This is a genomic window from Mycolicibacterium sp. XJ1819 (assembly GCF_053483675.1).
Map to the genome: position 1 here is coordinate 158,316 of NZ_JBEFST010000002.1, position 26,062 is coordinate 184,377.

A 26,062-nucleotide genomic window follows, 5' to 3' on the forward strand; every position below is an offset into this window, starting at 1 on the left:
CGTCAGCGACCCTGGAAGTTCGGTCGACGACGCTCGGCGAACGACGCCAGCCCTTCCTGCAGATCGGCGGTGTGCGACACCACCTCCTGTGCCCAGGCCTCCTGCTCGAATGCGCGGTCCCGGCCCGACTCCGACGACACCGACAGCAGGCGTTTGGTCAGTGCGAGCATGACCGTGGGGCCGGCGGCCAGTCGTCCGGCCAGTTCCTCGGCGACGACGTCGGTCTCGTCCGGTGCAACCACGCGGTTGACCAGGCTGAGCCGCTCGCAGGTCGCGGCGTCGACGGGTTCGCCGAGCATCAGCAGTTCGGTCGCCTTCCGCAGCCCGACAATTCTGGTCAGCAGGTATATGGCGCCGGAGTCCGGCAGGATGCCGCGGTGGACAAATGCCTCCACCAGTTTCGCCTCGGTGGACATCACGACCAGATCGCTGGCGAGGACCAGGCTGGCGCCTGCGCCCGCGGCCGCACCCTTGACCGCGGCCACGACCGGCTTGTCACAGTCCAGCACCGAGGCGACCAGTCGTTGCCATCCCTTCTGCAGCATCCGGGCGATGTCGCCGGGCTTCTTCTCCGACGGCGACTGTGTCGAATGCGGCCCCAATCCGGCGCCCGCGCAGAAGTGCCGGTCCCCCGCCGCCCGCAACAACACCGCCCGCACCGACGGGTCCTCGTCGGCCTGGTCGAAGGCCTCGGTCAGTGCGTCACGAGCCAACGGGGACAACGAGTTTCCTACATCCGGCCGGTCGATCGTGATCCGGCAGACACCGTCGGTTCCGATCGCGACCCGGATGCCTGACTCTTCCTCGATCAACTGGCTCACCCCTGCGTTAACGACGTTTCCGTTTTTCGGGTATCTTAATTTCCGCCGACGTCCGCGGGACGGTTTGGGCCGAACTCAGGAGGCGATGCGTGACCCAGTCCTCGGCAGCGGGCCAGATCACCGATGACGGTCTGGCCAGGTTGCGCGCCACCGTCGGCATCGCCGTCCCGCACACCCAGCCACCGCACTATCGCCGCCCCAACGAGGACACCTTCCGGATCGTCGCGGAAAGCTACGGTGACGCCAACCCGCTGTGGTCGGATCCCGAGTACGCGACGAAATCGGTGTGGGGTGAACCGATCGCGCCTCCCGCACTGGTCGGCGGCGACACCCTGATCGGCGAGGACGAGGTCACCGAACTCTCCGACGAGGACCGCGCGGCGACCAAGGGCGACCCACTGCGCGGCGTACACGCCTTCTATGCCTCCTCGGCACGGGAGTGGTGGGCGCCGCTGCGCGCCAACCGACGAATCTTCCGGCGCAACGCCCTTGTCGCCGCGCTCGACAAGAGCAGCGACTTCGCCGGGCGCGCAGTGCACGAGTGGTCGGCGCAGGTGTTCTGCGACGACGAAGGCAGCATCCTGGGCGGTCAGTACCGGAACATGATCCGCACCGAGCGCAGCAAGGCCCGGGGCCGCAAGAAGTACGAGTCCGTGCAACTCAAGACATGGACCGCCGACGAGATCGCCGAGCTCGACGAGCGCTACGCACGCGAGGCCCCCAGGGGCGCCGAGCCGCGCTGGTTCGAAGACGTGGCCGAGGGCGACCAGTTGGGCCCGCTCACCAAGGGCCCGCTGACCGTCACCGACATGGTGTGCTGGCACGTCGGCATGGGCACCGGCATGTACGGTGTGCGCCCGCTGCGGCTGGCCTGGCGTAACCGGCAACGCATCCCGCGCTTCTACACCCCTAACGGACACGGGATTCCCGACGTCGCACAGCGCGTGCACTGGGAGCCGGACGCCGCCCGAAATGCGGGGAACCCGACGACGTTCGACTACGGCCGGATGCGCGAGACATGGCTGATCCACCTGTGCACCGACTGGATGGGTGACGACGCCTGGCTGTGGAAGCTGGACTGCGAGTTCCGGCTGTTCAACTACGTCGGCGACCTGCAGACGATCAGCGGTGTCATCACGCGCAAGTACCTCGCCGAGGGCGACCGGCCGGCCGTCGACGTCGACCTCGCGGCCACCAATCACCGCGGCCAGATCACCGCGCCCGGCCATGCCACGATCCTGTTGCCGAGCAGGGACCGTGGCCCGGTCCGACTGCCGGATCCGCCGGGCGGTGCGACGAACCTCACCGATCTGTTGACGGCCGTGTCGGCCCAGTTCCGGGAGCGTTGAACCCGCCGTGACGTACTCGAGCGTTTCCGGGTTGAGGGCCGAACACGACGGCGCTGTGCTGTGCCTGACGCTGGACCGCGTCGACCGGCGCAACGCCGTCGACGACACCGTGCTCGACGCGATGATCGGCCACCTCGTCGCCGCGGGCACCGACGAATCGGTGCGCGTCATCCGCATCGACGCCGAAGGCCCGGACTTCTGCGCGGGGGCGGATCTGATCGCCAACAACGCGCGCTCTGAGCGCAAACCCCGGGTGGGCAGCACCCAGCGCCGGTTGCCCAACAAGGCCAACAGGTTGATTCCGTTGCTCCTCGAAACACAGGTTCCGGTCGTCTCCGTGGTCCGCGGTTGGGCCGCGGGCCTGGGCTTCCACGTCGCCATGGCATCGGACTTCTGTGTGGCCGCAGAAGACGCGCGGTTCTGGGAGCCGTTCATGGCGCGCGGCTTCACCCCCGACAGCGGCGCGGCCTGGCTGCTACCCCGGCTGGTCGGGATGGTGCGCACCCGTCGGTTGCTGATGCTCGGCGAAGAGCTGTCGGGAGCCGCCGCGGCCGAGTGGGGCATCATCCACGAGGCCCATCCTGATGACGAACTCGACTCTGCCGCAACCCAACTCGTTGACCAGCTGGCCGCCGCACCGACGGTGGCCCTGGGTCTGACCAAGTGGCTGCTGCAGAGTGCCAACGGGCTCGATCTCGACCGCCATCTGCAGAACGAGGCGATGGCGCTCGAACTGTCGAGCCGCAGCGAGGACTTCAAGGAAGGCCTGGGCGCCTTCCGCGACAAGCGCGACGCGGATTTCAAGGGCCGTTGACGACGAGATGACGCCATTGCCGATCACGCCGGAAACATCCGCGGCCGACGCCGTCAGTGTGGTGCGGCAGTGGATCGAGGCCGAGGTGCCGGCCAGTTGGCGTGCCGCCGCGGCCGAGGGGCCCGCCGCGTTGAGGTCCGTTCGCACACCACAGGATTACCGCGACTGGTACCCGACGTTCGCCCGTGCGGGACTGGTGGCACCGACCTGGCTGCCCGAACACGGCGGCCTTGGCATCGGCAACGACGTCGCTCGCGCGATCGAGAGTGTGCTCGCACCGCTGCGGTTGACCCGGCTCAACCCGTTGGGGCTCAACAACACCGCCGCGGCCCTGTTCAGCCACGGCACCGAAGAGCAGCGGCGGCGCTTTCTGCCGCCCATCGTGGGTAACGAGGAGAAGTGGTGTCAGCTCTTCAGCGAGCCCGGCGCGGGCTCGGATCTCGCGTCGCTGGCGACCCGGGCGGTGCGCGACGGGGACCACTGGGTGATCTCCGGACAGAAGGTGTGGACCACCTGGGCCGATGAGGCCGACTTCGCGATCCTGCTCGCCCGCACCGATCCCGATCAGCCCAAACACCGGGGCATCACCTACTTTCTGCTCGACATGCGCCAACCGGGCGTCGAGGTGCGGCCGCTGCGCCAGATCACCGGTGAGTCGGAGTTCAACGAGGTATTCCTCGACGGGGCCCGGGTGCCCGACGCAAATCGGGTCGGGGAGGTCAACGACGGCTGGCGGGTCAGCGCGTCGACCCTGTCGAGTGAACGACAGATGGTGTCGGGTTCGGGCTCCGGCGGCATGGGCCGCCTCGGCGGATCCAGCGCGGAACGGCTGATCTCCCTGGCCCGCGAAACCGGACGCTGGGACGACCCCGTCGTACGGGTCAAGATCATGCGGCTGTGGGCGCAAGAGCAGATCCGCGGCTGGACCAACGCCCGTGTGCGCGCGGCCCTTTCGGCCGGACAATCTCCCGGCGCGGCGTCCTCCATCGGCAAGGTCCATCAGGCCACGCTCAACCAGCAGATCCAGGACCTCATGGTGGACCTGCTGGGCACCGCCGCGGTGGCATGGCCGGCGACCGACGACCCCGATGCACTGCCACGCGAAGTCCAGGGCATGATGCGCAGCCTCGCCAACAGCACCGAGGGTGGCACGACCGACATCAACAAGAACATCCTCGGCGAGCGCGTGCTCGGGCTGCCCAGAGAACCTGATCCGTGGAAGGGTAAGCCCTGGAAGGAGATTCCGCGGTCATGAGCGTCTACCAGCGATTGACCGTGCACAAGTCCGACGGCGTCGGGTGGCTCATCTTGAACCGGCCCGATGCGGGCAACGCGTTCGATGCGTTGATGCTCGACGAGCTCGAGGCCGCCTGGGCCCGGCTGGACGCCGACCCCGAGGTGCGTGTCATCGTCAACACCGCCGACGGCAAGGCGTTCTGCACCGGTATGGACGTGGTCCAGGTGGCCAGGGACAAGCAGGCGATGCGCAAACATTCTCGCCGCACGCGCGACGCCGAGTTGAAGATCTCGTCGTGGCACTGTGACGTGTGGAAGCCGGTGATCGCGGCGGTGAACGGGGTGTGCGCGGGCGGCGGCCTGCATCTGGTCGCCGACGCCGATATCGTCATCGCCGCCGAGGAGGCGTCGTTCGTCGATCCGCACGTGTCGGTGGGCCAGGCCGTCGCGTACGAGGCGATCACCCTGCTTCGCAAGTCACCGATGGAGGCGATCACCCGAATGACACTGAGCGGCAAGGGGGAGAGGATTTCCGCCCAACGCGCGTACGAGCTGGGCATCGTCTCGCAGATCGTGCCGCTCGGTGAGCTGCGGGCGGCGGCCGGGCAGCTGGCCGCGGCCATCGCGACCAACTCCCCCACCGCGATGCGGGCCACCAAGAAAGCGCTGTGGCACAGCCTGGAGGTCGGCCTGTCCGAGGCCAGGACGGCGGCCGCTGGCGAGATCTGGCGCTTGCGCGACCACCCCGACCACGCCGAAGGCGCACAGGCGTGGCGCGAGAAGCGTCCGGCGCGCTGGCAACCACTTGATTCAGTGGAGGTTTCGTGACCTATCAGAGGCTGATCGTCGAGCGTCGCGGCCCGGTGGGCTGGATCATCAACAACCGGCCCGATCGGCTCAACGCCTACGACTCGGTGATGCGTGAAGAGTTCCCGAAGGCGTGGGCGGAACTCGACGCCGACCCCGACCTGCGGGTGATCGTGCACACCGGCAACGGCAGGGCCTTTCAGGTGGGCGCCGACGTCGACGATCTCGATGGCGAAGGCGTGCAGCAGTACCGGGAGACCATGCGCACGATGGACCTGAAACTCACGGGCAGGCACTGCAATGTGGGTAAGCCGGTCATCACCGCGGTCAACGGCGTGTGTGCGGGCGGCGGACTGCACTGGGTCGCCGACGCCGACGTGGTGATCGCGGCCTCCGACGCCACGTTCGTCGACCCGCACGTGTCCATCGGTCAGGTCAGCGCCATGGAGACGATCGCGCTGATGCGGAAGATGCCCGCCGAAGCGGTGCTGCGGATGGCGCTGGTCGGCAGCCACGAACGGCTCAGCGCCCAGCGCGCATACCAACTCGGCATGATCAGCCAGGTCGTCGATCCGCCCGAAAGGTTGCGCGACGTCGCGCAGGAATTGGCGGAGAAGATCGCCAGGAACTCACCCGCGGCGATGCGGGCCACCAAACGGGCCCTGTGGGGTGCGCTGGAGCACGGACTGACCGATGCATGCCGCGAAGGCGCCAAACACCTGACGTCGATGTGGGGCCATCCCGACCAGAACGAGGGCCCGCAGGCATTCGCCGACAAGCGGCCTCCCAATTGGCAGCCGCTGGAAGCGGACTCGTGAGTCTCGCCGATCTGTTGTCCGAACTTCCCGACACCGCCGTGCACACACTGGACGTCGACGTGTCCCGGGCCGACCTGACCACGAGCGCCGATCAGCTGGGCGCGGTGCTCACCGATGCCGGGCTGACGACCGGTCAGGTGGTCGCGGCGATGCTACCCAACGACGCCACCACGGTCGCGGCACTGTTCGGCACCTGGCGGGCCGGTGGCGTCTACGCGCCGCTGAACCCGAGAGCGGCGGATGCGGAGTTGGCCGTCCAGCTGGAAACCCTGACACCGGTCGCAGTGATCACGACGCCCGCACTGGCCCATCGCTTCTCGACGTTTTCGTTGCCCGTCATCACCGGAACCAGACTGGCGTGGACGCTGAACTCGTCGCCACCACCACCCGCGGGCACCCGGCAGTACGACCCCGACGTCGCGTTGCTGCAGTTCACCTCCGGGACCACCGGGCCGCCGAAGCCGGTGCCGCTGCGCCACACCACCGTGCTCGACCTGATCGACCGGCTGCTGGCGAAACTACGGGGAGCAAAACGGCGGAGCCGCAAGGACAATCGTGCGCCGATGCCCAATCTGGTGCCACTGTCGTTGTCGCTGTGGGCTGGTATCTACCAGGTACTGTTCGCCTTCCGGGCGGGCTCCGGCGTCGTGCTGATGGACCGGTTCTCGCCTGCAGACTTCGCAGCGCTGGTGCAGCGCCACCAGCTGCGCTCCACGGTGTTGCCGCCGGCAGCGCTGACCATGGTCCTGCACGACGAATCGGTCACAGACCTGTCGCCGCTGAAGATCGTCCGATCCATCACTGCTCCGCTCTCCCCGGTTCAAGCCGCGCGGTTCCGTGACAAGTTCGGTGTGATCGTGTTGAACTCGTACGGCCAGACGGAACTCGGCGGTGAGGTCGTCGGCTGGTCGGCCGCCGACGCCCGTGAATGGGGCGAGACCAAACTGGGCTCGGTGGGACGGCCGCTTCCGGGTATCGACGTCAAGATCGCCGATGACGAGGTGATGGTCCGCACCCCGACGACAGCGGCGCGCAAGATCGACCCCGCATTTGTCGACAGGCTCACCGACGACGGCTGGTTCCACACCGGTGATCTCGGCTGGTTCGACGACGACGGGTTTCTGTGGCTCGACGGCCGCGTGTCGGACATGATCAACCGCGGCGGGCTGAAGGTGTTTCCCGGCACCGTCGAAGACGTGCTTCTGGCCGCCGACGGAATCCGAGAAGCCGCGGTGGTGGGCATACCCGACGAACGCCTCGGCGAAGTGCCGTGGGCCTTCGTCGTGCGCGCCGACGACCGGATCGGCGAGCGGGAGCTGATCGCCTGGTGCCGTGAGCGCCTGACGCCGTACCGCGTCCCGGTGCGTGTGGTCTTCGTCGATCGACTGCCGCGCAACGACGTCGGCAAGGTGGTCAAACGCGAACTCGTCGCCCTCGCCGACGTGCACCGGTCGGGACGGTGACGTGGCTGCTCCTACGGTCGTCTTCGGTCCACCCGAGGGACCTTCCAGCGCGCTGACAGCGGAACTCGACGCGGTATTGGTCGCGTCAGAATCCGAAATACCCACCGAGGTCACGGGCGCCGTCGTCATCGCAGACCCATGTCCACCACCGGCCGACGTGGTGACGCTGAGCGGCGAGGACTGGCGTCGCCTGGTCGACGACTCGATGTGGCGCACACTGTCTGCGCTGCAACGGGCACGGGCAGCTTTCGGCGCCGAGGGCGGTCGGATCGTGGTGGTCGTCCCGACCATCGGGATGGCGGGCGCCGCCGGCCTGGTTGCGTACACCACCGCCCTCGAGGGGATTCGGGCAATGGTGAAATCCGCTGCCCGCCAATGGGCTTCGCAGGGCATCGGCGCCAACCTGGTGGCCGTCCCGCTGTCCATGTTCACCGACGACGGCGCCGCTGCGGCCGGGCATCTGACCGCGCCGGCGGTGGTCGACGACTCCACCCTGATCCACACCGTCGCCGAGTCGGTGAAGTTCCTGCTCCAGCCGAACCTCGCCCATCTCGCCGGCGAGACGATCGTCGCCGACGGCGGGTCGGTGATGCTGCCGTGATCCTCACCGGCTTGACCGCGTTGGTGACCGGCGCCGGAGCCGGCGTGGGCCGCGGCATCGCGATGGCGCTGGCCGCCGAGGGAGCCCACGTCATCGTGGCCACGAGATCGCAGACCGGGCAGGCCGTCGTTGCCGAGATCGGCTCGCGAGGCCATCGGGCGACCTGGGTACGCTGCGACGTGACCGACTCCGGCTCGGTCGCCGGGGCCGTCGACCTGGCCGTTACCAGCACAGGACGACTCGACGCGGTGGTGCACAACGCCACGAGCACTATGTCCAGCCAACCCCACCAGCTCGTCGACGTCGACCGCGCGCTGTGGACCGACCATTTCTCGGTGTCGCTGAGTGGAGCCCACCACTGCGCCGCTTCGGCCTATCCCGCGCTCAAAGAGCGCGGTGGATCGTTTCTGGTGATGACTTCCCCGGCAGGCATGGAAGGCAGCGCCACGCTGCCGCTCTACGCCACCATGAAGGGCGCGCTGCGCGGCTTCGCCAAGAGCCTGGCGCGAGAGTGGGCGCCTCACCGCATCACGGTCAACATCGTCTCGCCCCTGGCGTATTCGCCCGCCATGACCGCCGCCATCGAGGCCGAGCCCGCCATGGAGGAGCGCCTCTCGCACCGAATCCCGTTGGGCCGTATCGGCGACCCGGAACGCGATATCGGTGCCGCCGTCGCCTTCCTTGTCGGTCCTCAGTCGCGCTACGTCACCGGACAGACCCTGGGCATCGACGGCGGCCACTACACGAATCCGTAGAAGGCACCGCCATGGAAACCGGACTTGTCCTCCGGGATTTCGTGCACGCCGCCGAAGGACACGGATTCGCCCGCCTGTGGGCGGTCGACCACCTCGTGCTGCCAGAGCGCGTCACCGCGACATCGACTGCTTGCCGCACGTCGCTGCGGTTGCCGGCCAGAAAACGAAGGGCCCACATCCGGGTACGCTCGACACCGACCGAGAATGTATCCTCTCGTTTTAGGATAACGACGCTATCGTCTCGCCGGGGCGAGTGAGAGGAATCGACGATGACCGAGCCCAACGCCTTCGAAGTGTGGGATGCCGACAACCACATGTACGAAACCATCGACGCCTACACGCGTTATCTTCCGGAGAAGTACTCGGACGCGCTGAAATTCGTCGACGTCAACGGCCGCAAGAAACTTCAGATTCTCGGCGTCATCACCGAAACGATCCCCAACCCGACATACGAGGTGATCCCGACGCCGGGCGCCTGGTCCGACTACTTCCGGGGCATAAATCCCGACGGCAAGACGCTGCGCGAGCTCGCCGAGCCGATCCGCTGCCCCGACGAGTTCCGCCGCCCCGACCTGCGCCTGGCGTTGATGGACCGTCAGGGCGTCGACGGTGCGGTGATGTTCCCGACGACCGCGGGGATGCTCGAGGAGAGGACCAAGTCCGACACCGAGCTCACCCACGCCGTCACGCACGCGTTCAACCGGTGGCTGCTCGAGGACTGGACGTTCAACTATCAGAACCGGATCTTCCCCGTCCCCGCGATCTCACTGAACGATCCCGCGCTGGGGGTCAAGGAACTGGAGTGGTGCCTGGACAACGGCGCCCGGACGGTGCTGATCCGGCCTGCGGCCGTCCCGCGTGAGGATGGCACGTCGCGCTCCCCCGCACTGCCCGAGTTCGACGACTTCTGGCGCCTGGTGGAGTCGTCGGGAATCTCGGTACAGATGCACAATTCGGATTCCGGTTACGAGCGCTACGTCGACGACTGGGAGGATGCCGCGGAGTTCAACGGGTTCGCGTTGAGCAAGTTGCGCGGTTTCATCTACGAGGAGAGCAGGAACATCTTCGACACCCTGGCGGCGTTCGTCGCGCACGGGGTCTTCGAGCGCTTCCCCGGGGTGCGCATCGGCGTTGTCGAGAACGGTGGTTCGTGGGCCTACCGCCTGCTGGACGTGTTCGACCGGGTGTATCGCAAGCGGCCGAAGGATTTCGACGAGCACCCTGGTGACGTCTTTCGCAGGCACGTCTGGATCAATCCGTTTCACGAGGAAGACATGTCGCAGCTCATCGAGTTGCTGGGCGCCGACCGCGTGATGTTCGGCTCGGACTACCCGCACCCCGAGGGTCTCGCCCAACCCGCGGATTTCGTCAAGGAACTCGCCAACCTTCCGGCCGAGACCACCGCGAAGGTCATGGGCGCCAACCTCAAGCAACTAATAGGCGTGTGACTCACGCGAACCGCACGCGAAGTTCGTTTTTCAACACCTTGCCGGTGAGGTTGCGCGGCAGCGCCTCGACCAGCTCCAGGCTCTCCGGTGACTTGTGCCTGCTGAGCCCGAGCGCCTGACAGTGCTCGGCGAGCATGGCCAACGTCACCTCGGTATCGGGGCGGGCCACCACGACCGCGCACACCCGTTCACCGGTGCGCGGGTCGGGCACGCCGATCACCGCGACGTCGGCCACCGCCGGATGGGTGGCCAGCACACCCTCGATCTCCAGCGCCGAGATGTTCTCCGCGTTGCGGATGATGGCGTCCTTTATCCGTCCGGTCACTACGACATTGCCGTCGGCGTCGATGCGGCCGCGGTCACCGCTGCGAAACCAGCCGTCGGCGTCGAACGCGTCGGCGTTCAAGGTCTCGTCAACGTAGCCGAGGAAGCACTGCGGTCCCTTGAGCCGCAACTCACCCTCCTCACCCGCGCCGACGTCGCGCTCGGACTCGTCGACCACCCGCACCGACACCCCGGGCACCGGCCTGCCGACCGTGTGATCGAGCACCTCGGGCTCGGCATCCGGCCGCGGTGAGGTGGCCACCGGGAACTCGGTCAGACCCCAGGAATTCGCGACCCCGGCGACCGAAAGCGTTTCGCGTACTTGGCGACCCAACTCCGCGGTGATCGGTGCACCGCCGCCCACACAGCCCCGCAGGTTCGGGAACAGCGGCTCGCTGCCGTGTTCGCGTTGCGCGGCCATGTAGGCGACGAAAAACGGTGTCGCAGTGCCGAGCAGAGTGGGCCGGTGCGCGGCGATGGCCAGCGGGCCGGACACCGGATCGAACGCGTCGAACAAGACAAGTCGCATGCCGGTCAACAGGCTGGCCGCCAACATCGCGGCGCCGCCGATGTGTGACACCGGGAACGGAATCGGGTTGACGTCGCTGCTCGACGCTCCGACCATGCCGACCACTCCTGCCGATCCCGCGATCACGGAGCGGTCGCAGTGCCGCACCCCCTTCGGCGCCGCGGTGGTGCCCGACGAGTAGTACACCCATCGCGGCAGCGTTGCCGACGTCGGCACCGGCGGCAGCGTCGCCGGATCGCCCGCGGGCAGGCGCAGCCCGTCGGTGAGCGGTGCTTCGTGGTCGACGACCACGACCGTCATCGGCCGCTTGCTCACCAGGTCCTCGGCCAACGCCACATGGTCGTACCCGCGCCATCTACCCGGCACCACGATGACTTCCGTACCGAGTTGTGCTGTAGCGAAACCGACTTCGTGTTCACGCCAGATCGGCAGGATCGGGTTCTGGACGGCGCCGAGCCGGGTCAGCGCCACCATCACCACCATCGTCTCCAGCGTGGTCGGCAGCTGCCAGGAGACCACCGTGCCGTCGGTGACGCCCCGCTCGGCCAGCGCCGCGGCGGTACGCTGCGCCGCATCGCGCAACTGTGCGTTGGTCAGGCTGCGGCCGAAATCGTCGACGAGCACGACCCGGTCCGGATACGCCTGCGCCGCCGCGTCGATCAGGCTCCAGTACGTCTGCGCCATCAGCGGGAAGGGAGAAGCAGACGCCGTTTGGCCAGAATGTTGCGCATCATCTCGTTGCTCCCACCGGACACGGTGTATGCCCGCGACCACAGCCAGCATTCTTTCAGACGTTGTTTGGCCAGCCCGACGCCCGGATCGGCGTCGACGGTGCAAACCATCGCGGCCAGCTCAGCGCCGTAGGCCGACACCTGGTGATACGTCTCGGCGAAACTGAGCTTCGCGATCGAACCGTCGCCCACCTGCTCGGCGTCGGCGACCAGACGTTCGACGTGGTCGTCGATGAAGGCCTTGGCCACCTCCACCTCCACGGCCAACTCGGCGACCTTCTGGCGGATGTCCTCGTGCTGCGTGCCGGGCACGCCGTCGATGAGACCGTGCGAGGCGACCGTGACGAGGTCGTCGATCAAGAGTTCCAGCAAGATGACGTTGCCGCCGATGCCGAAGCGCTCGAAGTCCAAACCCGCCATGATGATCGACCAGCCTTGGCCTGGTTCGCCGATCAGACTGTCCGGGGAGAGCCGCACACCGTCGAAGAAAATTTCGTTGACCTCGATCGCGTCGTTGATCGTTCGGATCGGGCGGACTTCCACCCCTGGCGCCGACAGCGGCACGATGAACGCCGACAGTCCGTGGTGGCGCGACGACGACGGGTCGGTGCGGATCAGCGCCAGACCCATATCGGCCCAGTGCCCGTCGGTGATCCAGGTCTTCTGTCCGTCGAGTACCCAGGATCCGTCGGGCTGCGGTACGCCCTTGCTCCGGACGGCGGCGATGTCGCTGCCCGCATCGGGTTCGCTGAGCAGCTGGCACCACACATGCTCGCTGCGCCTTATCGGCGACAACAGCGTCGACTTCTGCTCGTCGGATCCGAAGTGCAGCAGCACATGAGCCGCCAGATTCACCTGGTCCACCGGCCGCGGCGCGCGGGCGCGCAGGATCTCCTCGGAGACGATGCGATCGTGCAACGGGTGATGATCAGCGCGGCCGCCGAACTCGACCGGCCAATCCGCGCCGACGAATCCCGCGTCGAACAAGGACGCGAACCACGTGCGCAGCTGGTTCTGCTGCTCGGCGGTGTCCGGCGCCCGACGTCCTTCCCTCGCCTCGAATGGTGGCGCATGTTCGGCGATGTGCGCCCTGATCCGGCTGCGGAATTCGGCCAACTCGCCCTCCGTTGGCCGCGGGGCGTTCACCAGCCGCCCCTGTCGGCGAGAAGCGCTCTGCTGGATCGGGCCGTGCCCAGCAGAAAGGCGTTGGTGAACACCCGGCGCAGTTCGTGGTGCAGAGGATACTCCCAGGTGAATCCGATACCGCCGGACAGTTGCATGCACTCGTCGACCGCGGCGGTGGCCTTGGCGGCGACGAACGCGTGCGCTACCGCGGACAGGGTGAGCGCGTCGTCAGCACCAGCGGCCGAGGCCCGGGCGGCCTTCATGACGACCGCGCGGGCCTTCGCCTCGAAGACCAACAAATCGACCAACCGGTGTTGTATCGCTTGGAAACTCGCGATCGGCACGCCGAAGGCCACCCGCTCCTTGAGGTAGCCGACCAATCGGTCGAATGTCGCCGACAACGCCCCGAGTGAGTCCGCGCTGAGCAGGACCCTGGCCAGTGCAAGCAGTTGGTCCGCTCGTTCGGGTCCACCGATGAGCGTGCCCTGCGCCTCGCCGAGTTGCACTCGCCAGACTCCACGACTGACGTCCAACAGCTCGTCGTCGTGCTCTCGCGGCAGCGTGTCGGCCCCCTCAAAAAGCTGGATTCCGTTGGGGCCCAGCGTGACAACGATGTCGATCGCATCCGCACTGGCAACCCGGACGACATCGCCTGTCAGCGCGCACGCTGCCGTGGCAGTCCCGTCGAGCATTCCGGGCAGCCACCGGTCGCGCGCCGCGCCCGGCGCCGAACCCAGCGCCGACGCGGCAATGACGCAACCGAGCCACTGCGCCGCACTCTGTGCGCGACCAAGTTCCTCGGCGAGCAGTGTGGTCTCCACCGGCCGCCACCCGCTGCCGCCAAGGTCTTCGTCGACGAGCAACCCGGTCCAATCCATGGCCGCCAGCTCCTTGACGGAGCTCTGGGCGCCCCGGCCTGCCAAGAAGTCTCGCGCCTCGGCGCGCAGCAGATCGAGGTCGACGTCCGCCGAATCCTCTTGCGTCATACCGCAGTTAGCTCCAGGCGAGCAGAAGATCGGCGTTGTCGCGCATGATCCGCTTCTTGGCCGCGTCATCGAGCGGGTCGAGCAGCTTGACGAAGTCGGCGGGCTCGGCCAGCCCCTCGGCGTGCGGATAATCCGAGCCCATCAGCAGGCATTCGTCGTAGCCCAACCGCGCCACGATCGCCGGGATGTCGTCCTCGGGATAGGGGACCACACCGACGTGCCTGCGGAAGATCTCCGACGGACGCTCGGTGAGCTTGCCGCCGATCCACGGCCCGTTGCGGCCCATGCCGCGACTCTTGTCCATGTGGATGACGAACTGCGGGACCCACTCGGCGCCGTGTTCGGCGACCAGCACGTTGAGCCCGGGGAAGCGGCCGAAGAGGTTGTCGAAGATCAGCGCCGACAGTGTGTCCTCGATCGGCCGTTGGCCGTAGACGTTCATCCACTGCCAGGCCGACATGTGCCAGGCGGCGGGGTCGGGGTTGTGCCCCCAGGCCGGTGAGATGGCGTCGAAGTACCAGAAGGGCTGGATGTGGAACACCAGGGTGCAGCCGGCTTCCTGCAACCGTGCGTAGATCGGGTCGAAGTAGGGGTCCCCGGGCGAACGGCCGTAGGCAGGCCCGGTCGGCAACAGCACCAAGCGGGCTCCCTGCTCGATGATCGCCTCCGTTTCGGCGATCGCGGAATCCAGATCCCGCAGCGACAGCAGCGCGGTGGCGTAGATCGTGTCCCGGTAGTTGAAACCCCACGTCTCGTCGAACCAGCGATTGAACGAGCGCAGGTTGGCGTAGAGCGCCTCGGTGTCGTCGACATAGTGCTCGGCGGCCAACGCCATTCCCGCCGGGAATACGACCGCGCGTTCGACGTTCTGTTGTCTCATCACCTGCAGACGTGGTTCGCGCTCGAGCCACTCCGGCTGCATCGGCTGCGGCTGGTAGGTCTCATCGGGGTTGCCCGAGCCCATCTGCTTGAGCATCTCCTTGAGCGACCCCGGTCGGTAGGCGAGGTCGAAACCGAGGCCGGCCTCGCTGTTGAAGGTGGCAACCCGATGACCGGCGAGGATGACTTCATTTCCATCGGCCGCCCGCACCGGGGTGATGGCCCGATCGTGAAATTGCTTCGGCAGATACCGAGTAAACGCATCACGGGTCTCGTAGCAGTGCGTATCGCAGTCAAAGATCTCGTAATCGAGTTTGGTCGTCACTGCCGGCTCCTTCACACCCGAGAATCCGTATTCTCCTAATCCAGAAAACATACTATCCTCGGCCCCCATGACCGGAAGCGAGACCGACGCACTTCGGCAGGCAGTGCGCGAGTTCCTGGGGTCGGTCTCGCCGACGAGTCGAGTCCGCGAGCTGATGGCCACCGAAGCGGGCCATGATCCGGCGGTGTGGTCCCAGATGGCCAACGAGTTAGGTCTACATGGCATCGCCGTGCCCGAACAGTTCGGTGGTGCGGGCGCCGGCCTGGCCGAACTCGCGGTGGTCTTCGAGGAAACGGGCGCGGTCCTGCTGTGCGCCCCGTTCTTCTCCACGGTCGCACTGGCGATCCCGACGCTGCTCGGCAGCGCAGACACGATCGCGATGAGCGAGTACCTACCGTCCCTCGCCGACGGTTCGAAAACCGCCACCGTTGTTCTCAACGGAACTCTCGATGCCTGGGATCCCGACGCGGTGACGTTGACGGCGCGCAGCGACGGCGACGGCTACCGGCTTTCCGGAGACGCCGAACGGGTTATCGACGGACACACGGCGAATATCATTCTGGCCGCGGCGAGTACGGACGCGGGCATCTCTCTGGTCGCGGTCAGCGCGGACGCCGACGGGCTCACCCGCGAACCACTGGCAACGCTCGACCGTACGCGCAAGGTGGCCAAGCTGAGCTTCGACGGCGTCCCCGCCCGCCTCATCGGCGCCGACGGCGGCGCGGCCGCCGGCCTCGAGCGGGCATACCACCTCGCGATCGTCGCGCTCGCCGCCGAACAGGTGGGTGCGGCGCAACGCTGCCTCGACATGGCCGTGCGCTACGCCAAAGAACGGATCCAGTTCGGACGCGCCATCGGCAGCTTTCAGGCCGTCAAGCACCGTTGCGCGGACATGCTCGTACTGGTGGAGGGCGCCCGGTCCGCGTTGCAGCACGCCGCCGAGGTTCCCGACGGTGAACAGCGGGCCGTGGCGGCCTCGGTGGCCAAGATGGCCTGCTCGGAGGCGTTTCTCCAGGTGGCACTGGACAACATGCGCATCCACGGTGGCATCGGGTTCACCTGGGAGCACGACGCACACCTCTACGTCCGTCGCGCGAAAGCCACCCAGTTGATCTTCGGCAGCCCCGACTACCACGCCCAACGCCTGGCCACCCTGGTCACCACATCAAGCCACTAGATCAAGCCACTAGCCGGAAGGACGACGATGCCCGTTTCGTACTCGCTCGAACTGCCCACCCAACGGGTGGAGGCAGTGCCGGAGTTCGTCACCGCCGAGGCGATTGCGGAGATCGCCCGCGTCGCCGAGGCCAACGGGTACGCCGCGGTGCACGTCACCGACCACCCCGCACCCGACGCGAAGTGGCTCGACCACGGCGGACACCACGCGCTGGATCCGTTCGTCGCGCTGTCGTTCGCGGCCGCGGCGACCACCGACGTGAAATTGCTGACCAACGTCTACATCGCCGCCTACCGCAACCCCTTCCTGGGCGCGAAGTCGATCCACAGCCTTGCCGTGCTGTCCGGGGGCAGGCTCATCCTCGGCACGGCAGCCGGCTATCTCAAGCCCGAATTCAAGGCGCTGGGAGTCGATTTCGACAACCGCGGGGCATTGCTCGACGAAGCGCTCGACGTGCTGGCCAAGGTGATGACCGGTGAGGACACCGCCTACGAAGGCACGTCGTTCAACGCGCGCGGAGTCCGGCTGCGACCGGTTCCTGTGGCTCCTCCACCGATCTGGGTGGGCGGCAACAGCAAACCCGCCGTGCGGCGCGCGGTGACACGTGCCCAAGGCTGGGCACCCTTCAACACCTTCGGCTACGCGACGGCGTCGCGCACTGCCGAAATCTCCACGCTCGAGGAACTGGAGGCGGCGATCGGCTGGGCCAAGAAGTACGCAGCCGAGATCGGTCGCACCGAGCCGCTGGACATCTGCTTCTCGGCGGGCACCATGCTCGACGACAGCAGATCGGCCGACGAACGCCACGCCACCATCGCGAAACTCGAGGCGATGGGCGTGACCTGGCTGACCATCGCTCCCCAGGGCACCAACCGCGCCGAAGTCCTCGAACGCGCACATGCGTTCGCCGAGGAGTTCATCACCGCATGAGGCTGTCGGCGGCAAAGCCGTCGACACCGATCCGCCGGTGTGCGAACAACCACCGCCCGTTGACCGGTACCAGGACATCGCGATAACGGCCCCAGTGGTCGAGCCCGACGTCGGTGTGCACCGCGAAGTAACTGCTGACCTCGACACGATCCCGCGCGACCGCGCCGAAGCGAATGCTCGAAACGTGATGGCGGACGTGCGACGGACCTCGCTTGGCCGCACCCGGCTCCTGGGCCATCGCCGCAGCGAGACCCGCTTCGATGGCCGCGGGCCCCGTCAGCGGTTCGGCACCGCCGCTGAATTCCAGGACACCGTCGGGCGCGAAACACTGCGCCAGCGAGTGGAGGTCGAAACGTTCGGTGGCCGCGGTGTAGTCGGACAGCGTCTGACGAACGGACTCCCGCACCTCCAGCTCCCAGCTGTCCATCTGCACTCCTGTAAACATAAATTGCCGACTCACGATAACGTGTGTTCTCATGCCGCAACCAAGCCTGCTCGACCTGATCAATCCAGCCACCACCGCACTGGTCACCCAGGAGTGCCAGGGCGGGGTGATCGGCCCGCAAGCCGGCCTGCCGATGCTCGCCGAGGAGGCGCGTCGCGAGGCGATCCCGAACATCGCCAGGCTGCTCGACGCCGCGCGCGCGGCCGGCGTCACGGTGGTGCACTGCCTGATTCAGAGGCGCCCAGACAACCGCGGGGCCAACACCAACGCCAGGCTGTTCATGGCGGGCAAGTCCTTTCCCGCCGACTTGACGCCGGGAAGCCCCGGCGCCTCCCTGTTACCGGAGCTCGGCGAGGACCCAAGCGACATCGTCCTGACTCGTCTGCACGGCGTCGGCCCCATGACGGGCACCGACCTCGACTCTGTGCTGCGCAACCTGAATATCAGCACGATTGTGGGAGTCGGTGTTTCGGTCAACATCGCGATACCGAACTTCGTGATGGATGCCGTCAACCGCAGCTACCAGTTCGTCCTGCCTCGCGACGCGGTGAGCGGCTATCCGCGGGAGTATGCGGAGTCGGTCATCGACAACTCGCTGGCCCTGCTCGCGACGGTGACCACGACCGACGCGGTGGTCCAGGCGTGGAAGGACCTCGCCGCCGGCTGAACCCGGTATGGATGTCGCCGACGCTTTGGTGATAACGTCATTCTCACTTACCGTAAACGGTCATATTCGCTGCTCTGAGGAGGTCGGCCACATGGCTACCCGGTCCCTGCCGTACCCGGTCTTCGACATCGACAACCACATGTACGAGACCACGGACGCCCTCACGAAGTACCTGCCGAAGGAACACCGCGGCAAAGTCGGCTACGTCGAGGTCAACGGGCGGCCGAAGCTCGTCGTGAAAAACCACATCAGCCATATGATCCCGAACCCGACCTTCGAACGGGTGGCGCGGCCCGGCAGCGCCGAAGACTACTTCATGGGGAACAATCCCGAAGGGTTGAACTTCCGCGAATTCATCGGCGAGGCAATGGATGTGATCCCCGCATACCAGGAACCGGCCCCCCGTCTCGAGCTCATGGACGAGTTGGGCCTCGACCAGTGCGTCATGTACCCCACCCTCGCCAGTCTGATCGAGGAACGCACCACCGACGACGTGATCCTGACCCACGCGATCATCCATGCGCTCAACGAGTGGATGTACGAGCATTGGACGTTCAACTACCACGACCGGATCTTCGCGACGCCCGTCATCTGCCTGCCGTTGGTCGACGAGGCCATTCGCGAGTTCCACTGGGGTCTCGAGCGCGGCATGAAGACCTTCCTGGTCCGGCCCGCGCCGGTGCCGAGCCGGTTCGGTGGATCGCGCTCCATGGGGCTGCCCGAATTCGACCCGTTCTGGGAGGAGGTCGTCAACGCAGGCATCCCGGTCACCCTGCACGCCTCCGACAGCGGCTACCAGAAGCACCTGATGGAATGGGAGGGCGGCGACGAGTACCTGTCGTTCAAGCCCAGCGCGCTGCGCGAGGTGGTGATGGGCCACCGCGCCATCGAGGACACCCTGGCGGCGTTGATCTGCCACGGTGCGCTGTCGCGCTTCCCGGATCTGAAGATCTTGTGTGTCGAGAACGGCAGCGGGTGGGTGCGCAACCTGCTCGACCAGCTCAACACCGCGTACAAGATCATGCCGAAGGAATTCGACGAACACCCCGTCGAGGTGTTCAAGCGCAACATCTACATTCACCCGTTTCTCGAGGACGACCTGGCCGGGATCATCGACATCATGGGCGAGGACCACGTGATGTTCGGGTCCGACTTCCCTCATCCGGAAGGCATCGGCGACCCGCTGAGTTTCGTGGACCGGCTCGACGGCGTCTCCGAAACGGCAAAGGCGAAGATCATGGGCGGCAACGCGATCGAGCAGTTGGGGCTCATCCGATCGGGATCAGCTTGAACGGCATCTCGATGTTGAGAACCTTGTTCACCCCGCATGCCCCGCTTACAGCCAGCGTGTTGTCCCACCCCCGCAGGTTGGGCTTGTCGAACTGGTCTTCGAAGAACTTGAACGTCTGCTGGCCGGGCACGGCCGTCCCGTCCGGACACTTCAGCCAGTCCGGCAGCGTGCGCGTGACGTACCACAGTGGCTCGGTGTAGGTGACGTCCGCGGTCCAGCCCTGATCGCTCGTCATTCGTCCCGAGCAGTCGATCGCCGTCCGGCATGACGTGGTGATCGTCCACGTGCTGACCACCGTCGCCTGTCTCTCGCGCCGTTCGTTCGTCTTCGCGAACACACCGTCCGAGATCGCGGTGAACGTGCCGTTCAGTGCGAACCGGTCGAGATCAGCGCTGGCGATCGTCGGTGTGAGGCCCCCGGCGCCCCACCCCACGAGCAGCACCAGGATGGCCAGCATCCGGTTCGTTCGCGACATACTGGGCCCCTTCGCCTACTCGTGCACCGGGAACACGAGGTCCTGCCAGCGCTTGGGTGTCGACGGCTCGATCAGGTCGGACTGGGTGCGTGCCAGTCCGTCGGCGCCGAGATAGCGCCCGGTCCTGGGGTCATAAGTGGTCACCGCCGCCGAGTTGGAAGTGCCTTCGACGGGACCGTACAGGTGGTCGTCCCTGGTTACCCGGTCGTCCGGGGGGATTCCCTGGGAGATCAGGTTGGGGTCGAGCGGATACGGGCCCACCGCGTGCTCCCGAAGCGCGAGAGGAACGTAAGGTTCGTCGCTGTCGCAGATTTCGACTGTCGGGGCGCGTTTACCGGGATGTGCCATGCAGGGCAGGTTGCGAAGGCCACGGACCATGAGCGGAGAGTCCTGCGGCAGTTTGCAATACAACCCATCGGGGGTGTCGACCGTCGTGGTGTCGGCTGGATTTCGCCATTGCGACGGTGGGAGGAACCCGACGGTGCACGCAGACGGGTCTCCCATGCCGGCCCGAAAGTTTCCCAGCGGCAGTCCGGTTGCGTTGGCGATGTGCGACAACGCCCCAAGGCCAGCGAAGAAGGAGGGCACCAGCACCAGAAGTTGCTCCAGCGAGGGGTTGTAGGTCACCGCGACCTTGCCGAGGCTGGTCAGGTTGGCGAGCAGCACCGGCAGCGTCGGTCTCACCTCGCTCATCAGCCTGCTGACCTCGTCGAAGGCGGCAGGGCCCTCCTGTAGCAACGGGCGCACCTGAGGGTCGTTGGCGACCAACTGATCGGTGACGCCGGCCAGGCTGCGCATCCATATCCGCGTCGCGTCCGCTGATTGCACGGCGCCGTCGAGCAGCGGCACAGTGTCGTCGATCAGCGCCCTGGTCTGTCCGGACACTCCTTGCAAGCCGTGGGCCACCGTCGCCCCCGAATCGATCAGCGAGCCGAGATGGTATCCGGCGTCGTCGAGCGCCTTCGCCGATTCGTCGAGCAACGCGCCCAGGCGCTCCCTGGGGATGCTGTCCAGCAGCGTGCTGGCCGTGTCGAGCATCGGTCCTGTCGGCTGGGGCACGCTGCCCGTCGAGATCACAGAACCTTCCTGCAGGTACGGCGGCGACGAGTTGCGCGGCAGCAGGTCGACGTATTGTTCGCCGACGACCGAGAGACTGTGTACCTCGGCGACCAAGTCGGCGGGTATCTTGGGCGTAGTATCAAGCGACAGTGTGGCTTTGGCTCCGGTCGATGTCAATGTCACGTCTGCGACCGTGCCGACCTTCACCCCACGGTAAGTGACATTGGCGAATTCGTAGAGGCCGCCTCCCGAGGGCAGCTCCAGCGTGACGCTGATCCTGCCGATTCCGAGAAGCGTCGGGGCCTGAAGGTAGCCCACGGCCATCGCGGTCATGCCGATGATGGACGCGATGGTGAAGATGACGAGTTGCACACGGATCAGCCGGGTGAACATCAGCGACCACCTCCTGGCGGTGGCGGCGGCACGATTCGCAACGAGTCCTCATAGGTGGCCGGTGGCGGCGAGATAGGTGCACCCAGTGGGTTTCTGGAGTAGTAGGCGTCGTAACCGATATCGCCGGGGGCCGGCACGAGTTGAGCGTGCTGATCCTCCCACCGGGTTCCCGCCAGCAGGGTGCGTTTCAACCGAGCGGTTGTCAGGTCCAAGATGATGTACAGGTTCATGTAGTCCCCGCGGACGCCGCGGTCGATGATGTTCTGGTTGAAGGGCGCGGTGGGCAGGTAGCCCAGAACCTTCGCCAGATCGGGTCCGACGTCGGCCAGCGATTTCAGTGTCGGATCGAGGTTCTTGAGATTGGCCACCAGGTCGGCGCCGGCGTCGTCGACCAGGGCAGTGGCGGTGTCACCGAAGGTGCCGAGACGTTCCAATGCCGTTGTCAGGTTCGGCCGCTGGGCGATCAACACATCGAGGGCGGGGGGAATGTCGCGTAACGCCGAAGTCAGCACGTCCTGTTGCGCCACCAGGGTGCCGGACAGACGATCGAGTGCCTTCATCGTCTCGATCACATCGCCGCGCTGACTGTCGAAGACTCCAACGAACCGGTCGAGGCGCTCCAGCAGGTCTCGCACCTGTGGTTCGCGGCCCGAGAATGCAACGTTGAGACTGCGCACGATGTCACCGATCTGCCCGACGCCGCCACCGTTAACGAGAGTCGAGACAGATGTGAGCGTCTGTTCGGTGGACGGGTAGGTCGACGTCGCTGACCGCGGGATCGTCGACCCGGGTGGCAGGGCGCCTTTCGGCGACTCACCGACCGGCGGATCGAGGGCAATGTGCATCGACCCCAGCAGACTCGTCTGCCCTACGGTTGCCACCGAATTGGCGGGTACGACGACGTCCGGCAGTACCGACACTTCGACGTCGGCGTGCCAGTCGTCGAATTTCATCACACCCACACTGCCCACCACGACGTTGTCGATCATGACCGGCGAGTTCGACTCGAGGGTGCCGACATTGGCCAGTTCGATGTGGTAGACAGCGGCACCCGGGCCTCGCCCGACCGCACCGGGCAGCGGCAGCGAGTTCAACCCGGTGAAGCTGCAGCCGGTAGCGCTGACGACGATGCAACATGCCACGGCAACAACACGTTTCGCGAACCGCAAACCGATCATGAGGGTGGGGCTCCGGGTGGTATCGGCGGAAGCATCATCTCGGGAAGATTCGTGGGCGCCGACGGAGCGGGTGTCGGGCCGTATCCCGGTGGGGCCGGCACGTCGTTGTGAAGTCCGGTATACGCCGACACCGCCGGCGGCATCTCCGGCGGTCCCGGCTTCGGTCCCTCCCCGCCCGGCGCCAGGCGCGGCTCGGTGTAGAGGTAATCCTGAGGCGGCGGGACCGCGGCCAGGAGCGGGTTCATCGGCAGCGGTAGGTAGTTGAAGTTCATCGTGCTCAACGCGGGACCCAGATAGTCGGCGCACAGTTTCGCGCTCTGTGCGGATGTGACGTTCTCCACCGCGGCGATCGATCCGCAGATCAGCTGGACCGGATTCGAGAAGTTCGCGAAGGCGAACGTCCCGACGATGCCGCCATCCCTCGGATCGAAGAAGTTGAGGGTATTGGCGATCCCGGTCGGGCCCACGTGCAGTAACTGTTCCAAGGCGCGTTGGTGATCGACCAGCACCTGCGTGACGTTCGTCAACCGCTGCACCTGTTCGACGGTCTGATTCCGGCTTGTTCGGACGAACCGCCCCACGTCGTCGACGACTTCCGAGACGTTGGTCAGCGCCGCATCCAGATCCGACCGGCTGCCGTCGAGAACGCTGGTCAGCGTCGCGAAGCGGTCCTGAAACTGCACAATCTGGGCGTTGCTGTCGCGCAGGGCGCCGATGAAAGTGGCCAGGTTCTCGATGATGTCGACGATATTGCCGCTGCCGTCGGCGAGTATCCGGCCTGACTCCGACAGCTGGGCCAACATCGTACGAAGCCGGGTTCCGTTGTCGCCCATGGCGTTGGCAGCACTGTCGATGAAGCGCGCCGCCGATGTGTCCGGTGCATCCCCGCTCGTGCCGAGTTCGGTCGCCAATCGGGTGAGTTGTTCTTTGACTTCGTCCCACTCGACCGGTATCGCGGTGCGCTCTATCGGAATCACCGCGCCGTCGGGCATCGTCGGTCCGGTCGTCTCATAGGCGGGGGTCAGCGCGACATAGCGTGCGGCGATCAGGTTCGGTGCGACGATGATCGCGCTGGCGTCCGCGGGCACGGGGACGTCGTGGTCGACGGCCATGGTGACCTTCGCCTGCGGTCCGTCCGGCTCGATCGACTTGATCAGCCCCACCTTCACCCCGGCGACCCGCACTTCGTCGCCGGGATAGATCGCAGTCGTCTTGACGAAATAAGCCGTCAGTGTTCTCGATGCGAAGAACGTTCCGCGCACCAGCACGCCCGCGCCGGCCACCAGCAGTCCGATCAGCAGTGCCGCTGTGAGCGCGGCCCGGGGATTCCTGACGGTCATCGTGGCTCCAGCGGGATTCCGTTGTACGGGAAGGGAAGTTCGGCGCGAGGCCCGGCGTTGTCGGGTGGCTGACCGGCGTTGGTTCCCCGCCGGAAGCCGAACAGGTAGTCCAGGAACGGTTGGGTGAACTGCCCGGGAATGAGGTTCGGAACGTAGGCGGTGTAGTACGGCCCGTTGGCGACGATCTCACTGAGTGTCGTCAGATACTTGGTGAGCCCGGGAAGTCCCTTCGCGAGGTTGTCGCGGTTCTTCTCCAGCACCGCCAACACGGTGTTCAACTTTTCCAGTGTCGGCGCCAGCTCCTGCTCGTTGTCGGCGATTACACCGGAGAGTTGTTGGGCGAGCGCTGATGTCGAGTTCAGCAGCGCGACGATGGCATGTCGTCGCTGCACCAGGACGGCCGTCAGGTCGTTGGCGTTGAGAATCAACTGGTTCACCTGCTGGCTGCGGTCGGCGAGGATCTTGGTTACCGCACCGGTGTCGTCGAGCAGGTCGGCCACCGTGTCGTTGCGGCTGTTGATCGATTTCGACAGCCGGGACAGCCCGTCGAACATCGGCCCCAGTTGCGGAGCAATCTGGTCGATGGTGGCCGACAGCGTGTCCAACGAGTGATTGAGCGAACCGAGATCGGTTCCCGCGGTGTTCGCGGTCAGATCCCCGATCGCTTCGCTGAGCGAGTAGGGCGAGGCGGTGCGCGAAACGGGTATGACGTCCCGAGCGCCCATCGAACCGGTACCGGCCGACTCCAAGGTCAGGATGCGTTCGCCGAGCAGCGTGCCGGTGCGGATGTGCGCCGTGGTTTCCGATCCGAGGACCACGGTGCTGTCCACGGTGAAGTCGACTAGCGCCTTACCTCGTTGCAGCGACACGCCCGTGACCGACCCGACCTTGACTCCCGAGACCTTCACCTCGTTACCGGCGGTCAGCCCACCGGCCTCGGCGAAGAGCGCCTGGTAGCGAATGGTCGTCGCCCAGCTGATGATTCGCTCGGGCTGCAGCCCCACCGCGATGATCAACACGATGAGGACTGCGCCGAGGATCCCGGCGCGGATCAGGTTCGATTCACGGTATTTGATCATGGCTTTTCGGCGCACCTACCGGTTTCCTGTTTGACCCACGGAAACACCGCGGTGCGACCCTGCAGGTCGCTGACCCGGACCTGAATTCCGCAGAGGTAGTAGTTGAGGAAGCCGCCGTAGGCCCCGATCCTGGCCAGCTTGCGGTAGTTTTCCGGCGCCTTGGTGAGCGCAGCGTCCAATCTTTCCTTGCCGGCCTCCAGGTTCGGCGCCAGCCTGCTCAATTCCGTGATGGTGCCCGCCAGCGGTGACCTTGCTTCGGTCAGTAGGTCGGCCAATGAGGAGGTGCCGTCGGCGAGCCCGTCGATGGCGGTACCGATCGGTTCGCGCTCGGCCGACAGTTCGGCGACAAGTTGGTGCAACCGGTCGATGTTGGCGGTGAAACGCTCACCGTCTTTTGCGAGCGTGCCCATCGCGCGATTCAGATTGTCGATGAGTTGTTCGACGATCTGGTGGTTGTCGGCCAACGCATTGGTGAATGACGACGTCCGCGAGAACAGCGACTCCACCGTGCCGCCCTGGCCCTGCATGATTCCGATGAGCGAGCCGGTGAGCGCGTTGACATCCGAGGCATTGAGGCCCTGGATCACCGGTTTGAGGCCGCCGAGCAGGACATCGAGATCAAGGGCCCCGGACGTGTGGTCGACGGAGATCCGACTGCCCGGCGGGAGCAGCCTGGTGGACCCGGGTTGGTCGACCAGTTCGAGGTATCGGTCGCCGACAAGGTTGAGGTAGCGCACCGCGGCGTGGGTGCCGATGGTCAGCGCGACGGCGCGGTCAGCATCGAAATCGACGACGACGGTCTTGTCCGGCTGCAACGCCACACTTCTCACGGTGCCGACCCGCAGTCCTGCCGCGCGTACCGAATCGCCGACCTCAAGCCCCGTCGCGTCACGGAACGTCGCCGAGTATCCGTGGGAGGCGCCGCCTCGATGCTCGCTGAAGACCACCAACAAGGCGGCAGTCAGCAGCGACATGACGACCGCGAAGACGGCGAACTTCGCGAAGGTGGCGCGCATC

The 26,062-nt window shown here is 66.3% G+C and carries 25 protein-coding genes; 13 read left to right on the plus strand and 12 right to left on the minus strand.

The window, feature by feature from the left end; all coding sequences use genetic code 11:
- Positions 1–2 precede the first annotated feature (2 nt).
- On the minus strand, positions 3–812 hold the full coding sequence (locus ABQE89_RS02645; protein ID WP_448414185.1) for an enoyl-CoA hydratase/isomerase family protein: 810 nt from the start codon (positions 810–812) through the stop codon (positions 3–5).
- A 98-nt stretch (positions 813–910) separates the two neighbouring features.
- Between ABQE89_RS02645 and ABQE89_RS02650 the strand changes: the two genes are divergently transcribed.
- From ABQE89_RS02650 to ABQE89_RS02690, 9 genes are all read left to right on the plus strand, one after another.
- Positions 911–2,170, plus strand: a complete 1,260-nt coding sequence (locus tag ABQE89_RS02650; protein ID WP_448413850.1) for a hypothetical protein — start codon at positions 911–913, stop codon at positions 2,168–2,170.
- A 7-nt stretch (positions 2,171–2,177) separates the two neighbouring features.
- Positions 2,178–2,984, plus strand: coding sequence for an enoyl-CoA hydratase/isomerase family protein (locus tag ABQE89_RS02655; RefSeq protein WP_448413852.1), 807 nt, complete (start codon positions 2,178–2,180; stop codon positions 2,982–2,984).
- Between the two features lie 7 nt (positions 2,985–2,991).
- Entirely contained in the window at positions 2,992–4,239 is a 1,248-nt protein-coding gene (locus tag ABQE89_RS02660) for an acyl-CoA dehydrogenase family protein (RefSeq protein WP_448413854.1), read from the plus strand.
- A complete protein-coding gene (locus ABQE89_RS02665) occupies positions 4,236–5,048 on the plus strand; it encodes an enoyl-CoA hydratase/isomerase family protein (protein ID WP_448413856.1) in 813 nt (270 codons plus the stop codon). Before ABQE89_RS02660 ends, ABQE89_RS02665 begins: the two co-directional genes overlap by 4 nt.
- Entirely contained in the window at positions 5,045–5,845 is an 801-nt protein-coding gene (locus ABQE89_RS02670; protein ID WP_448413858.1) for an enoyl-CoA hydratase/isomerase family protein, read from the plus strand. The genes ABQE89_RS02665 and ABQE89_RS02670 overlap by 4 nt, the downstream gene beginning before the upstream one ends.
- Positions 5,842–7,308, plus strand: a complete 1,467-nt coding sequence (locus ABQE89_RS02675; RefSeq protein ID WP_448413860.1) for a class I adenylate-forming enzyme family protein — start codon at positions 5,842–5,844, stop codon at positions 7,306–7,308. Before ABQE89_RS02670 ends, ABQE89_RS02675 begins: the two co-directional genes overlap by 4 nt.
- Position 7,309: 1 nt before the next feature.
- On the plus strand, positions 7,310–7,909 hold the full coding sequence (locus tag ABQE89_RS02680; RefSeq protein ID WP_448413863.1) for an SDR family oxidoreductase: 600 nt from the start codon (positions 7,310–7,312) through the stop codon (positions 7,907–7,909).
- Positions 7,906–8,664, plus strand: a complete 759-nt coding sequence (locus tag ABQE89_RS02685) for an SDR family NAD(P)-dependent oxidoreductase (RefSeq protein WP_448413865.1) — start codon at positions 7,906–7,908, stop codon at positions 8,662–8,664. The genes ABQE89_RS02680 and ABQE89_RS02685 overlap by 4 nt, the downstream gene beginning before the upstream one ends.
- 269 nt (positions 8,665–8,933) lie before the next feature.
- Positions 8,934–10,112 carry an amidohydrolase family protein gene (locus ABQE89_RS02690; protein WP_448413867.1) on the plus strand — a complete coding sequence of 393 codons (1,179 nt, stop codon included), beginning with the start codon at positions 8,934–8,936 and terminating at the stop codon, positions 10,110–10,112.
- Between the two features lies 1 nt (position 10,113).
- On the opposite strand, the gene ABQE89_RS02695 is transcribed toward ABQE89_RS02690, so the two are convergent.
- Genes ABQE89_RS02695 through ABQE89_RS02710 form a run of 4 tightly spaced genes read right to left on the minus strand, consistent with a single transcriptional unit; the run spans position 10,114 to position 15,011 of the window.
- Positions 10,114–11,649: a class I adenylate-forming enzyme family protein gene (locus ABQE89_RS02695; protein WP_448413869.1), complete on the minus strand. Its 1,536-nt coding sequence runs from the start codon at positions 11,647–11,649 to the stop codon at positions 10,114–10,116.
- Complete coding sequence (locus ABQE89_RS02700; RefSeq protein ID WP_448413871.1) at positions 11,649–12,842, minus strand: acyl-CoA dehydrogenase family protein; 1,194 nt, start codon at positions 12,840–12,842, stop codon at positions 11,649–11,651. Before ABQE89_RS02700 ends, ABQE89_RS02695 begins: the two co-directional genes overlap by 1 nt.
- Positions 12,839–13,807: an acyl-CoA dehydrogenase family protein gene (locus ABQE89_RS02705; protein WP_448413874.1), complete on the minus strand. Its 969-nt coding sequence runs from the start codon at positions 13,805–13,807 to the stop codon at positions 12,839–12,841. The genes ABQE89_RS02700 and ABQE89_RS02705 overlap by 4 nt, the downstream gene beginning before the upstream one ends.
- 7 nt (positions 13,808–13,814) lie before the next feature.
- Positions 13,815–15,011, minus strand: a complete 1,197-nt coding sequence (locus ABQE89_RS02710) for an amidohydrolase family protein (protein ID WP_448413875.1) — start codon at positions 15,009–15,011, stop codon at positions 13,815–13,817.
- A gap of 67 nt (positions 15,012–15,078) precedes the next feature.
- Between ABQE89_RS02710 and ABQE89_RS02715 the strand changes: the two genes are divergently transcribed.
- Both ABQE89_RS02715 and ABQE89_RS02720 read left to right on the plus strand, forming a co-directional pair.
- Positions 15,079–16,188 (plus strand): acyl-CoA dehydrogenase family protein, encoded by a 1,110-nt coding sequence (locus tag ABQE89_RS02715; protein ID WP_448413877.1) that lies wholly within the window; start codon positions 15,079–15,081, stop codon positions 16,186–16,188.
- A 27-nt stretch (positions 16,189–16,215) separates the two neighbouring features.
- Positions 16,216–17,118: a TIGR03619 family F420-dependent LLM class oxidoreductase gene (locus ABQE89_RS02720; RefSeq protein ID WP_448413879.1), complete on the plus strand. Its 903-nt coding sequence runs from the start codon at positions 16,216–16,218 to the stop codon at positions 17,116–17,118.
- Here the strand turns inward: ABQE89_RS02720 and ABQE89_RS02725 are convergent.
- Positions 17,108–17,545: a nuclear transport factor 2 family protein gene (locus tag ABQE89_RS02725; protein ID WP_448413881.1), complete on the minus strand. Its 438-nt coding sequence runs from the start codon at positions 17,543–17,545 to the stop codon at positions 17,108–17,110. The genes ABQE89_RS02720 and ABQE89_RS02725 overlap by 11 nt on opposite strands.
- Before the next feature lie 49 nt (positions 17,546–17,594).
- On the opposite strand from ABQE89_RS02725, the gene ABQE89_RS02730 reads away from it, so the two are divergent.
- Together ABQE89_RS02730 and ABQE89_RS02735 are read left to right on the plus strand one after the other, a co-directional pair.
- Positions 17,595–18,230: a cysteine hydrolase family protein gene (locus ABQE89_RS02730; RefSeq protein WP_448413882.1), complete on the plus strand. Its 636-nt coding sequence runs from the start codon at positions 17,595–17,597 to the stop codon at positions 18,228–18,230.
- Between the two features lie 91 nt (positions 18,231–18,321).
- Positions 18,322–19,521: an amidohydrolase family protein gene (locus ABQE89_RS02735; protein WP_448413884.1), complete on the plus strand. Its 1,200-nt coding sequence runs from the start codon at positions 18,322–18,324 to the stop codon at positions 19,519–19,521.
- Here the strand turns inward: ABQE89_RS02735 and ABQE89_RS02740 are convergent.
- Genes ABQE89_RS02740 through ABQE89_RS02765 form a run of 6 tightly spaced genes read right to left on the minus strand, consistent with a single transcriptional unit; the run spans position 19,499 to position 26,061 of the window.
- Positions 19,499–19,996, minus strand: a complete 498-nt coding sequence (locus tag ABQE89_RS02740) for an Rv2253/PknI dimerization domain-containing protein (protein ID WP_448413886.1) — start codon at positions 19,994–19,996, stop codon at positions 19,499–19,501. The genes ABQE89_RS02735 and ABQE89_RS02740 overlap by 23 nt on opposite strands.
- Before the next feature lie 15 nt (positions 19,997–20,011).
- Positions 20,012–21,448 carry an MCE family protein gene (locus tag ABQE89_RS02745; RefSeq protein ID WP_448413888.1) on the minus strand — a complete coding sequence of 479 codons (1,437 nt, stop codon included), beginning with the start codon at positions 21,446–21,448 and terminating at the stop codon, positions 20,012–20,014.
- Positions 21,448–22,626 (minus strand): MCE family protein, encoded by a 1,179-nt coding sequence (locus tag ABQE89_RS02750; RefSeq protein ID WP_448413890.1) that lies wholly within the window; start codon positions 22,624–22,626, stop codon positions 21,448–21,450. Before ABQE89_RS02750 ends, ABQE89_RS02745 begins: the two co-directional genes overlap by 1 nt.
- The gene (locus ABQE89_RS02755; protein ID WP_448413892.1) at positions 22,623–23,966 is read right to left on the minus strand and encodes an MCE family protein; all 1,344 of its coding nucleotides are present in this window, start codon (positions 23,964–23,966) and stop codon (positions 22,623–22,625) included. Before ABQE89_RS02755 ends, ABQE89_RS02750 begins: the two co-directional genes overlap by 4 nt.
- Positions 23,963–25,045 (minus strand): MCE family protein, encoded by a 1,083-nt coding sequence (locus ABQE89_RS02760; RefSeq protein WP_448413894.1) that lies wholly within the window; start codon positions 25,043–25,045, stop codon positions 23,963–23,965. Before ABQE89_RS02760 ends, ABQE89_RS02755 begins: the two co-directional genes overlap by 4 nt.
- Positions 25,042–26,061 carry an MCE family protein gene (locus ABQE89_RS02765; protein WP_448413896.1) on the minus strand — a complete coding sequence of 340 codons (1,020 nt, stop codon included), beginning with the start codon at positions 26,059–26,061 and terminating at the stop codon, positions 25,042–25,044. Before ABQE89_RS02765 ends, ABQE89_RS02760 begins: the two co-directional genes overlap by 4 nt.
- Position 26,062: the final 1 nt, after the last annotated feature.

Coding starts and splice junctions, on each gene's coding strand:
- ABQE89_RS02660 (WP_448413854.1), top strand. CDS start 2,992: ATGACGCCATTGCCGATCACGCCGGAAACATCCGCGGCCGACGCCGTC.
- ABQE89_RS02665 (WP_448413856.1), top strand. CDS start 4,236: ATGAGCGTCTACCAGCGATTGACCGTGCACAAGTCCGACGGCGTCGGG.
- ABQE89_RS02690 (WP_448413867.1), top strand. CDS start 8,934: ATGACCGAGCCCAACGCCTTCGAAGTGTGGGATGCCGACAACCACATG.
- ABQE89_RS02695 (WP_448413869.1), bottom strand. CDS start 11,649: ATGGCGCAGACGTACTGGAGCCTGATCGACGCGGCGGCGCAGGCGTAT.
- ABQE89_RS02705 (WP_448413874.1), bottom strand. CDS start 13,807: ATGACGCAAGAGGATTCGGCGGACGTCGACCTCGATCTGCTGCGCGCC.
- ABQE89_RS02715 (WP_448413877.1), top strand. CDS start 15,079: ATGACCGGAAGCGAGACCGACGCACTTCGGCAGGCAGTGCGCGAGTTC.
- ABQE89_RS02720 (WP_448413879.1), top strand. CDS start 16,216: ATGCCCGTTTCGTACTCGCTCGAACTGCCCACCCAACGGGTGGAGGCA.
- ABQE89_RS02725 (WP_448413881.1), bottom strand. CDS start 17,545: ATGGACAGCTGGGAGCTGGAGGTGCGGGAGTCCGTTCGTCAGACGCTG.
- ABQE89_RS02730 (WP_448413882.1), top strand. CDS start 17,595: ATGCCGCAACCAAGCCTGCTCGACCTGATCAATCCAGCCACCACCGCA.
- ABQE89_RS02735 (WP_448413884.1), top strand. CDS start 18,322: ATGGCTACCCGGTCCCTGCCGTACCCGGTCTTCGACATCGACAACCAC.
- ABQE89_RS02740 (WP_448413886.1), bottom strand. CDS start 19,996: ATGTCGCGAACGAACCGGATGCTGGCCATCCTGGTGCTGCTCGTGGGG.
- ABQE89_RS02745 (WP_448413888.1), bottom strand. CDS start 21,448: ATGTTCACCCGGCTGATCCGTGTGCAACTCGTCATCTTCACCATCGCG.
- ABQE89_RS02750 (WP_448413890.1), bottom strand. CDS start 22,626: ATGATCGGTTTGCGGTTCGCGAAACGTGTTGTTGCCGTGGCATGTTGC.
- ABQE89_RS02755 (WP_448413892.1), bottom strand. CDS start 23,966: ATGACCGTCAGGAATCCCCGGGCCGCGCTCACAGCGGCACTGCTGATC.
- ABQE89_RS02760 (WP_448413894.1), bottom strand. CDS start 25,045: ATGATCAAATACCGTGAATCGAACCTGATCCGCGCCGGGATCCTCGGC.
- ABQE89_RS02765 (WP_448413896.1), bottom strand. CDS start 26,061: ATGCGCGCCACCTTCGCGAAGTTCGCCGTCTTCGCGGTCGTCATGTCG.